The sequence below is a fragment of the Curtobacterium sp. MCBD17_021 genome (assembly GCF_003234525.1).
In the GTDB taxonomy this organism is placed as follows: domain Bacteria; phylum Actinomycetota; class Actinomycetes; order Actinomycetales; family Microbacteriaceae; genus Curtobacterium.
Map to the genome: position 1 here is coordinate 385,927 of NZ_QKTS01000001.1, position 9,180 is coordinate 395,106.

Consider the following 9,180-nt stretch of genomic DNA (forward strand, 5'->3'; position numbering starts at 1 on the left):
CCGATCTTCACGTGCACGGATGGTGTGGGGAGACGGTAACCCCGGGCTCCCGGTGGCGGTAGCCCCCGTCGTCCCGTCGTGCGCGAAGCGGAGGACCACTCGCTCAGTCGTCGAGGACCGCGTCGATCGCCCGGCGCGCCACCGCACGGGCGGACGGCTCGTCACTCACGGCGAGGGCCGAGGCGATCGAGACGGCCCAGCCGCGCGCCCGCCCCCAGGTGTGCGGGTCGAGGCTGCCGTCCTGCGCGGTGAGGCGACCCCGGAAGTCGGCCCGGGCCTCCCGGTCGAACGTCAGCCAGGCGGTCGCGAGGTCGACGGCCGGGTCCCCCGCCGTCACGTCGCCGAAGTCGACGACGGCGGACAGCCGGGCGCCGGTCGGCCCCGTCTCGACGAGCAGGTTGAACGGGTGCAGGTCGCCGTGCACCCAGACGGGAGGCCCGGCGTACCCGGGCAGGTCCGCCGCCGTCCGCCACGCGGTCGCGAGCTCGTCGGCCCGCGGCACGGGGTGTGACGCGAGCCGGGTGGCGACCGCCTCGGTCCTGGTGTGCAGCGGGACCGCACGCACCGGGTTGGCCGGGGCGTCCGCCGGCGCCGGCACGTGCAGGGCGGCCAGGAACGCGGCGAGGGTCTCGGCCACCGACGTCCCACCGGTCCTGCTGCCGATCGTCTCGCCCGGGAACCAGGGCACGACGCTCCACGACCAGGGGAAACCGAGGGCCGGCCGGCCGGTCCGGACGGGGACCGGGACGGGGGCGAGGTCTCCGACGAGGCGGGCGACCTCGGGCAGCCAGCGCTGCTCGTGCAGGGCGAGGGCCGCCGCCGCGGCCCGCCGAGGGAGCCGGACGGCGAGGTCGACGTCGGGACCGGCACCCGGGCGGAGCGCGGGGCCGATGCGGACGAGGACGTTGTCCCAGCCGCTCGCGACGACCGTGAGCGACCGGTCGGCGAGGTCCGGGTGCTGGTCGGCCAACAGAGCGCGGACGAGGGGGACGTCGACGTGGACCTCGGCTCCGGGGGTGGGCACGACGGCGATCGTAGCCGGGCGGTCGTCCGGGTTCGTGTCGTACCGTGCCGACATGCATGGATGGCAGGAGCCCAGGCGGTGGGCCAGGACCGGTCGGTGGCTGCTGGTGCCGATCGCCGTGCTCGACTGGTTCGCGCTCGTGCCGCAGCCGGTGTTCGTCGTGGCGTTCTCGATCGCCGTGGTCGGTCTGGTCGGGATGGGTGCGGCGCTCGTCGTCCACGCCCTCGGACGCCGACGGGGCACGATGGCGGCGCTCGGGGTCCTCATGCTCCTGGGCGGCCTGGCGATGTTCGGACTCGACCCGTTCCCGGGCTCCGTGCCGTTCCTCGAGCCGTGGTGGCCTGAGGTCCTCACCCAGCCACAGCACGTCGGCAGCGCCTACTGGCAGCTCGCGGCGCTCGGCGTCGTCCTGACCGGGTTCGGGCTGCTCGCCACACTGCTCGTGGCGGCCTTCACGGACAAGCCGGGGGCCCCAGCGCGCTGAGGCCCCCGGTGTGCTCCGGTCACGTCGCGGTGCGTGCTCGTCGAGGTCAGCCCTCGGGCAGGAACCAGTCCCTCGGGTGGGGGTCGGCGGTCAGCTGTCGGCGCGGGCCGGTGGGGGCCGCCCACTGCGCCGCGTTCGCGAGGACCCGCTGGATGTCGGGGTGGTGGTACACCGGGTACTCCTGGTCGCCCGGCGAGAAGTAGAACACCTTCCCGAGCCCGCGGCGGTAGGCGACGCCCGAGCGGAACACCTCGCCACCGGCGAACGTCGAGAGGAAGACCTCTTCGTCCGGGCGCGGGATGTCGAAGTACTCGCCGTACATCTCCTGGCGGTCGATCACGATCGGGTGCGGGACCCCGGCGGCGATCGGGTGCTCGGGTGCGATGGTCCAGACCAGTTCGCGCTCCCCGTCGTTGCGCCACTTCAGCGAGCACGTCGTGCCCATCAGGCGCGTGAACGGCTTCGAGTAGTGGCCGGAGTGCAGCACCACGAGGCCCATTCCGGCGTGCACGTGTCGGACCACCCGGTCGACGACCTCGTCCGCGACCTGGTCGTGGGCGATGTGCCCCCACCAGAACAGGACGTCGGTGTCGGCCAGGCGCTCCTCGGTCAGGCCGTGGTCGGGCTCCTGCAGCGTGGCGGTCGTGACGGTGTGGGTCGACGCGTGCTGGCCGTGGGCCGGGTGCGTGCCGTCGGCACCGTCCGCGCCGGGGGCGAGTCGGGCCTCCAGTCCGGCGGCGACGACCGTGTGGATGCCGTCGGGGTAGTGCTCGCGGACGGTCTCGTCGCCGCGGGTCTCGTGGACGTTCTCGTTCCAGACGACGATGTTCACCGGACCACCTCGACCTCGTGTCCGGCCTGCGCCGACGCGTAGATGGCGTCGACCACGCGGCTCCGGTGCAGCGCGAACTCGCCGTGGTGCCCGTCGTGCAGCCCGGAGCGGATGGTCGCGAGGAACTCCTCGATCACGCGCTGGTGGTGGCCCGCGGGGACCTGGACACCCGGGCGGGTGACCGTCGGGACGCCCTGCTCGTCGGAGTACAGGGTGACGGTGCCCTCGGTGGCGTAGTCGCGGACGAACAGGCGCGCGCCACCGGTCGAGCCGAGCAGCTCGACCTCGATGTCCTCGACGTCCTTCGAGTAGCTGGCCCACGACGCCTGGAGGAGCAGGCTCGCGCCGTCCTCGAAGCGGAGCAGGGCGCTCGCGAAGTCCTCGACGTCGAACGGACGACCGGTGGCGGCGGACACCGGGTCGCGGTCGCTGCCGCCGCGCCCGGCGCGACCGAGCTCGTTGTACGTGACGGCGCTCGCCGTCACCACGCGCGGCTCGCCCATGAGGTGCAGGGCGATGTCGAGCACGTGCGAGCCGAGGTCGATGAGCGGACCGCCGCCGGCGGTCTCCTTGTTGACGAACCAGCTGCGGATGCCGGGGATGCCGGCTCGTCGCATCCAGCTCGCGCGGGCGTGGTAGACGTTCCCGATCGGGCCGGTGCCGGGCGCGGCCAGGGCACCGTCGTCGGTGGTGTCGACGGCGTCACCCGCCGTCTGCCCGCCGCGCAGGTGCGTCGCGAGGAACTGCACGTCGGCACGGCGGCGGTGGTTGTACGCGACCTCGAGCACACGGTCGTTGCGGACGGCCGCGTCGACCATCTCCTGCGCCTGCTCGCCGGTGGTGGCGAGGGGCTTCTCGCAGAACACGTGCTTGCCGGACTCGAGTGCGGCGATGGCGATCGGGTGGTGCAGGCTGTTCGGCACGCCGATCGACACGATGTCCAGGTCGTCCCGGGCCACGAGGTCCTGCCAGTCGGCGTACGCGTTCGGGACACCACGGCTGGTCGCGAGTTCGCGGAGCCGTTCGGGTTCCTGTCCGGCGAGGGCGATCACCTCCACGCCGGGGAGTGCGGTGAAGGCGTCGAGATGGGTGGTCCCGGCGAAACCGAGGCCGACCACCCCCACGCGCAGCGTCTTCGATGCATCGGTCGTCTGCGACATGCGTCAACGCTACCCAGATTCCGATCGAATCGATACGACCACATCGCTCTGGTCTTTCCTGACCGTTTGACCTACCTTCAGATCACATCCGCGCAGGACGGCGGCACCAGGGGGTGTCGACGAGCGTCCGCGCCGAGGGATCAGGGGCTCGTCCGATGCAGCACCGCACCATCACCACCGCCGCCCTCGCGGCCGTGATCGCACTCGCCGTACCGACCGGGGCCTGGGCCTCGTCGCCCGGTGGTCACCACGCACCGCCGACCAGGACGACGGTGTCGTACACGGCGAGCGACGCGGTCATCCCGAACCCGTCACGCGGCTTCGACCACACCACCGAGACGCACTTCCGCGCCGACGGGACCGGGTACACCCCGCTCGACGCCGCGACGCTCCGGGGGTACCGCGCCGAGGGCGTCACCCAGATCGTCCGGGTGTTCTACATGGAGGCGTTCGTCGACCAGCGACGCCTCAGCCCGGCGTGGCTCCGGCTCGTGCAGCGGGACTACGACACCGCGCGGGCGGCCGGTGTCGGCGTGATCACCCGCTTCGCCTACGTCCAGGGCGGCGCCTGGCCGTACACGGCACCGTACGGCGACGCCGACCTGCCGACCGTGCTCGCCCACATCGAGCAGCTCACGCCGACCCTGCGCCGGAACGCCGACGTGATCCCGACCCTGCAGGAGGGCTTCATCGGCCTCTGGGGTGAGGGCTACTACACCGACCACTTCGCCAGCGACCCGGCCAACCCGGGCGTGCTGACCGAGGCGGACAAGGAGGCCCGACGCCAGGTGGTCCAGGCGGAACTCGCCGCCCTGCCGAGCAGCCGCTCCATCCAGGTACGCACCATGCAGATGAAGCAGGACGCGCTCCGCACCACCTCGGGCACCGCCGGGGCGCTCACGCCGCAGCAGGCGCACGACGGATCTGCGGCGTCCCGGATCGGCCACCACAACGACTGCTTCCTCGCCTCGCCCGACGACTTCGGCACGTTCCTCAGCGACCCGCTGTCACTCGACCAGGACTACCTGGCCGCCGAGTCGCGGTACGTGCCGGTCGGCGGTGAGACCTGCGCCGTGAACACACCGCGGTCCGAGTACCCGTCCGCCTCGGCCGAGATGGCGAAGTACCACTACAGCTACCTCAACCTCGACTACAACAAGGACGTCCTGGCGTCGTGGGGGGACGCCGGCATGACGGACGCCGCGAAGAAGCTCGGCTACCGGTTCACCATGACGTCGAGCACCGTGACCTCGGGCAAGCACGCATCGGTGTCGGTGTCCGTCCGCAACGACGGTTGGGCGGCGCCGTACAACCCCCGGCCGGTGCAGCTCGTGCTGACGAACGGGCACCGGCGCGTCACCGTCCCCGTCCGTGCGGACGCGTCGTCGTGGCAGCCCGGGACGACCGCGACGGTCACCGCTTCGCTCGCTCGGGTGCCGTCCGGCAGGTGGCACGTCGCACTCGCGCTGCCGGCCCCGGAGCGGTCGATCGCTGCCGACCCGGACTTCGCGATCCAGACCGCGAACGTCGGGACGTGGGATGCCCGCACCGGCGTGAACGACCTCGACCAGGTCGTCTCCGTCCGACGCTGACGCGACCGCACCACGCCCCGGGCCCCGTCACGGCCCGGGGCGTCATGCGGTCCCCCAGCGCCGGTCCGCCACGATGGTCGACATGACGCCTCGATCCCTGTTCCGCGGCCTCGCGATCGCCGAACTCGTGACCTGGACGATGCTCCTGGTGGGCATGCTGCTGAAGTACGGCCTGGGCGCCGGTGACTGGCCGGTCCGCATCGGAGGCGGGGTGCACGGCTTCGTGTTCCTCGCCTACCTGGTCGTCACGACGGTCGTCGCGGTGAACCAGCGCTGGTCCTTCGGGGCCACGGCACTCGGTTGGCTCAGCTCGGTCGTGCCGTACACGACGCTGCCGTTCGAGGTCGGCGTCGCCCGCCGCGGGAAGCTCGACGGCCCGTGGCGCCGTGGTCCGGCAGCCGGGGATCGCCCTGGTCCGCTCGACCGCCTGCTCTTCGTCGTGGTGCGTCGCCCCGTGCTCGCCGCCGTCGTCGGCGTCGTGCTCGTCGCGGCCGTGTTCGGCGTGCTGCTCGTGCTCGGTCCGCCGGTCCCGTCGCGCTGACGGCCGGTCCCGTCGCGCTGACGGCCGGTCCCGTCGCGCTGACGGCCGTTGGTCGGGCGGCTCGCGCGGAGCGGCCCGCACGGACGCAAGGCCCGGTGCCAGCTGGCACCGGGCCTTGCGGTCTGCGGTGGGGTCGTGCGCCTACAGGCTGGCGAGCGCCGCGTTCAGCGTCGACGAGGGACGCATGACCGCACTCGTCTTGGCGTCGTCGGGCCGGTAGTACCCGCCGATGTCCGCCGGGTGGCCCTGCACGCCGTTGAGTTCGTCGACGATGGTGCGCTCCTGCTCACCGAGCGTCGTCGCGAGGCCCTGGAAGGCCGTGGCGAGTTCGGTGTCCTCGGTCTGCGCGGCGAGCTCTTCGGCCCAGTACTTCGCCAGGTAGAAGTGGCTGCCGCGGTTGTCGATCGAGCCGAGCTTGCGTCCGGGCGACTTGTCCTCGTCGAGGAAGGTGCCCGTGGCGCGGTCGAGCGTGTCCGCGAGGACCTTCGCCCGGGCGTTCCCGGTCACGCCGGCCAGGTGCTCGAGGCTGACGGCGAGCGCCAGGAACTCCCCGAGGCTGTCCCAGCGCAGGTAGTTCTGCTGCACGAGCTGCTGCACGTGCTTGGGTGCGGAACCACCGGCACCGGTCTCGAACAGTCCACCGCCGCCGAGCAGCGGGACGACCGAGAGCATCTTGGCCGAGGTGCCGAGTTCCATGATCGGGAACAGGTCGGTCAGGTAGTCGCGGAGCACGTTACCGGTGACGGAGATCGTGTCCTCGCCCCGACGGATGCGCTCGAGCGAGAAGCGCATGGCGTCCTCCGGCGACAGGATCTCGATCTGCAGGCCGTCGGTGTCGTGCTCCTGCAGGTAGGTGCGGACGAGGCCGATCAGGGCCGCGTCGTGGGCTCGGGTCTCGTCGAGCCAGAACACCGCGGGCGAGCCCGTGGCGCGGGCACGGCTGACGGCGAGCTTCACCCAGTCGCGGATCGCGACGTCCTTCGTCTGGCAGGCACGCCAGATGTCGCCCGGCTCGACGTCGTGCTCGAGCACGGTCGCACCGGTGGCGTTCGTCACGCGGACCACGCCGGCACCGGGGAGCTCGAAGGTCTTGTCGTGGGAGCCGTACTCCTCCGCCTTGAGCGCCATCAGGCCGACGTTCGGCACCGACCCCATCGTGGCCGGGTCGAAGGCGCCGTTGGCCCGGCAGTCCTCGATGACGGCCTGGTAGATGCCGGCGTAGCTCGAGTCCGGGATGACCGCGACGGTGTCGTGCTCCTCGCCGTCCGGACCCCACATGTGGCCGGAGGTGCGGATCATCGCGGGCATCGAGGCGTCGACGATGACGTCGCTCGGGACGTGCAGGTTCGTGATCCCCTTGTCGGAGTCGACCATGGCCAGGTCCGGCCCGGCGTCGATGCCGTCCTGGAACGCCTTCTTGATGTCGGCCCCGTTCGGCAGCGCGTCGAGCCCGGCCAGGATCGAACCGAGTCCGTCGTTCGGGGTGAGCCCGGCCGCGGCCAGGTCGTCGCCGTAGCGCGCGAAGACGTCGGGGAAGAACGCCCGGATGACGTGCCCGAAGATGATCGGGTCGGAGACCTTCATCATCGTGGCCTTGAGGTGGACCGAGAACAGGACGTCCTCGTCCGCGGCGCGCTGGATCTGCTTGCGCAGGAACTCCTCGAGCGCGGCGACGTGCAGCACGGTTCCGTCGACGACCTCTCCGGCGAGCACCGGGATGGGCTGCCCGAGCGTCTGCTCGGTGCCGTCCTGCCCGACGAACGTGATCGTCAGGGTGTCCTCGGCCGGAGCGACCCAGGTCTTCTCGTTCGACCGGAAGTCGTCGACGCCCATGGTGACCACGTTCGTCTTCGAGTCCGAGCTCCACCGGCCCATGCGGTGCGGGTGCTTGCGGGCGTAGTTCTTCACCGAGAGCGGCGCACGGCGGTCCGAGTTGCCTTCGCGCAGCACCGGGTTGACGGCGCTGCCCTTGACGCGGTCGTAGCGGGCACGGACGTCGCGCTCGTCGTCGGAGGTCGGCTCGTCCGGGTAGTCCGGCAGGTCGTAGCCCTGCGCCTGGAGCTCCGCGATGGCGACCTTGAGCTGCGGGATCGACGCCGAGATGTTCGGCAGCTTGATGATGTTGGCCTCTGGCGTGCCGGCGAGTTCGCCGAGCTCGGCCAGGGCGTCGTCCAGGCGCTGCTCGTCGGTGAGCCGCTCCGGGAACTGGGCGATGATCCGGCCCGAGAGCGAGATGTCGCGGGTCTCGACCTCGACCCCCGCGGTCTTCGCGAAGGACGCGATGACGGGCAGGAAGGAGTGGGTCGCGAGGAACGGGGCCTCGTCGGTGAGCGTGTAGATGATCTTGGCCATGCTGGCGGGTACTCCCTTGTTCGCGCGGTCCGTGCCCCCCACGCTACTCGCGGCGTGAGATGTCTCGACATCAAGATACCCGCCCGGTGGACGGAGGCCGAGAACCGGGCACCTGTGGACAGGAGGTCCCCGGCGAGACGCCCCGCGCCTCCAGGCCGAGCGGAGCCAGGAAGGTCAGCCCGTCAGACCGTCAGCCGGAACACCCGCAGCCCCGCGGTACGGAGCCCGGCGGTCCCGAGCCGGGTCCGGAGGTCACGGAACGGCCGACGGAACCCGGAGACGGCGGTGGCGGCACCGAGCTGGTGCAGCATCTCGGCCGTGAGCGCCCGTTCGAGCTTCGGCGCCAGGCGGGTCACACCGGACACCGTGATGACGATGCGCACGGCACCGGGTCGGAGCAACGGATCGATGAGCTCGGCCGCCTCCTGCGCGCGGTGGAACGCCGGGTCGTCGCCTCGACGACGGATCGCGATGACCGCGAGTTCGGCCGCTCCGGGACCGTCCAGGTCCGGCACGTCCTCGACCCCGACGACGCGCATCCGTGCAGCGTCCACACCGGCCCGGACCGCAGCCGACCGGAGGACGGGGAGCAGGTCCTGGGTACCGGCGAGCACGACCTCCGCCGACCGCAGGTCGATGGGTTCGTGCCGCTCCCGCGGCGATCGGGCCATGAGGGGTCCTCTCCGTCGCTTCCCCTGACCCTACTGACGCACCGGCCGGGAGGGCCGGATCACCCGTTCCGGCCCGGTCGACTCCCAGCGGGGCCGGGTCGCTCCCCCGCGGGAGTCGACCGGAGGCGACGGCGGAGGCCCGACGAACTGGGGCTGTACAAGCGGACAGCTTCGTGCAGAATGGTCTGCGGCCATGATTCCCCCTGACGCAGACCACCCCAGCAGCACGCCCGTCGTGCACCTGACCCGTCGCGCTGCCCTCGCAGCCGAGCGGGCCGGACAGGCTGGGCGGACGAAGGGTCCCGGGCGTGCAGCGGCCACCACGACCCCGGTGGACCGCGGCGCTGAGCCCGTCCGCAGCGTGGACGACCGTGCCGGAGCGTCGCGCGTCGCCGCTCACCGGGTGCCGGAGCGGCACCCGGACACCCGCATCCGCCGGGTCCCGCGCCGCCAGGTCGCCCTCGCGCCGCACGGTCGGGCGGTGGCGGCACCCCGCACGGCCTGTCTCTTATACACATCTGACG

9 protein-coding genes are annotated in these 9,180 nt (G+C 72.0%); 4 read left to right on the plus strand and 5 right to left on the minus strand.

Going from position 1 to position 9,180, the window contains the following annotated elements; all coding sequences use genetic code 11:
• Positions 1–103 precede the first annotated feature (103 nt).
• Positions 104–1,024, minus strand: a complete 921-nt coding sequence (locus DEI83_RS01855) for a phosphotransferase (RefSeq protein WP_258371008.1) — start codon at positions 1,022–1,024, stop codon at positions 104–106.
• Between the two features lie 52 nt (positions 1,025–1,076).
• Here DEI83_RS01855 and DEI83_RS01860 point away from each other — a divergent pair, with 52 nt between their 5' ends.
• Positions 1,077–1,508 carry a hypothetical protein gene (locus DEI83_RS01860; RefSeq protein ID WP_146241506.1) on the plus strand — a complete coding sequence of 144 codons (432 nt, stop codon included), beginning with the start codon at positions 1,077–1,079 and terminating at the stop codon, positions 1,506–1,508.
• A gap of 46 nt (positions 1,509–1,554) precedes the next feature.
• On the opposite strand, the gene DEI83_RS01865 is transcribed toward DEI83_RS01860, so the two are convergent.
• Complete coding sequence (locus DEI83_RS01865; RefSeq protein WP_111080094.1) at positions 1,555–2,340, minus strand: ThuA domain-containing protein; 786 nt, start codon at positions 2,338–2,340, stop codon at positions 1,555–1,557.
• Positions 2,337–3,500, minus strand: a complete 1,164-nt coding sequence (locus tag DEI83_RS01870) for a Gfo/Idh/MocA family protein (protein ID WP_111080095.1) — start codon at positions 3,498–3,500, stop codon at positions 2,337–2,339. The genes DEI83_RS01865 and DEI83_RS01870 overlap by 4 nt, the downstream gene beginning before the upstream one ends.
• A gap of 155 nt (positions 3,501–3,655) precedes the next feature.
• Here DEI83_RS01870 and DEI83_RS01875 point away from each other — a divergent pair, with 155 nt between their 5' ends.
• Together DEI83_RS01875 and DEI83_RS01880 are read left to right on the plus strand one after the other, a co-directional pair.
• Positions 3,656–5,092 (plus strand): DUF4832 domain-containing protein, encoded by a 1,437-nt coding sequence (locus DEI83_RS01875; protein WP_111080096.1) that lies wholly within the window; start codon positions 3,656–3,658, stop codon positions 5,090–5,092.
• Positions 5,093–5,174: 82 nt separating this feature from the next.
• Positions 5,175–5,633 carry a DUF3817 domain-containing protein gene (locus tag DEI83_RS01880; RefSeq protein WP_111080131.1) on the plus strand — a complete coding sequence of 153 codons (459 nt, stop codon included), beginning with the start codon at positions 5,175–5,177 and terminating at the stop codon, positions 5,631–5,633.
• A gap of 141 nt (positions 5,634–5,774) precedes the next feature.
• On the opposite strand, the gene DEI83_RS01885 is transcribed toward DEI83_RS01880, so the two are convergent.
• Together DEI83_RS01885 and DEI83_RS01890 are read right to left on the minus strand one after the other, a co-directional pair.
• Complete coding sequence (locus tag DEI83_RS01885; RefSeq protein WP_111080097.1) at positions 5,775–7,985, minus strand: NADP-dependent isocitrate dehydrogenase; 2,211 nt, start codon at positions 7,983–7,985, stop codon at positions 5,775–5,777.
• A 182-nt stretch (positions 7,986–8,167) separates the two neighbouring features.
• Positions 8,168–8,656 carry a hypothetical protein gene (locus tag DEI83_RS01890; RefSeq protein WP_111080098.1) on the minus strand — a complete coding sequence of 163 codons (489 nt, stop codon included), beginning with the start codon at positions 8,654–8,656 and terminating at the stop codon, positions 8,168–8,170.
• Between the two features lie 193 nt (positions 8,657–8,849).
• Here DEI83_RS01890 and DEI83_RS16105 point away from each other — a divergent pair.
• Positions 8,850–9,180: hypothetical protein (locus tag DEI83_RS16105; RefSeq protein ID WP_220036743.1), on the plus strand; the 331-nt coding region annotated here is incomplete at its 3' end.

What these genes read in the sequence shown, in the direction of transcription:
- DEI83_RS01885 (WP_111080097.1), bottom strand. Translation starts at nt 7,985, where the DNA reads ATGGCCAAGATCATCTACACGCTCACCGACGAGGCCCCGTTCCTCGCG.
- DEI83_RS01875 (WP_111080096.1), top strand. Translation starts at nt 3,656, where the DNA reads ATGCAGCACCGCACCATCACCACCGCCGCCCTCGCGGCCGTGATCGCA.
- DEI83_RS01880 (WP_111080131.1), top strand. Translation starts at nt 5,175, where the DNA reads ATGACGCCTCGATCCCTGTTCCGCGGCCTCGCGATCGCCGAACTCGTG.
- DEI83_RS01870 (WP_111080095.1), bottom strand. Translation starts at nt 3,500, where the DNA reads ATGTCGCAGACGACCGATGCATCGAAGACGCTGCGCGTGGGGGTGGTC.
- DEI83_RS01860 (WP_146241506.1), top strand. Translation starts at nt 1,077, where the DNA reads ATGCATGGATGGCAGGAGCCCAGGCGGTGGGCCAGGACCGGTCGGTGG.
- DEI83_RS01890 (WP_111080098.1), bottom strand. Translation starts at nt 8,656, where the DNA reads ATGGCCCGATCGCCGCGGGAGCGGCACGAACCCATCGACCTGCGGTCG.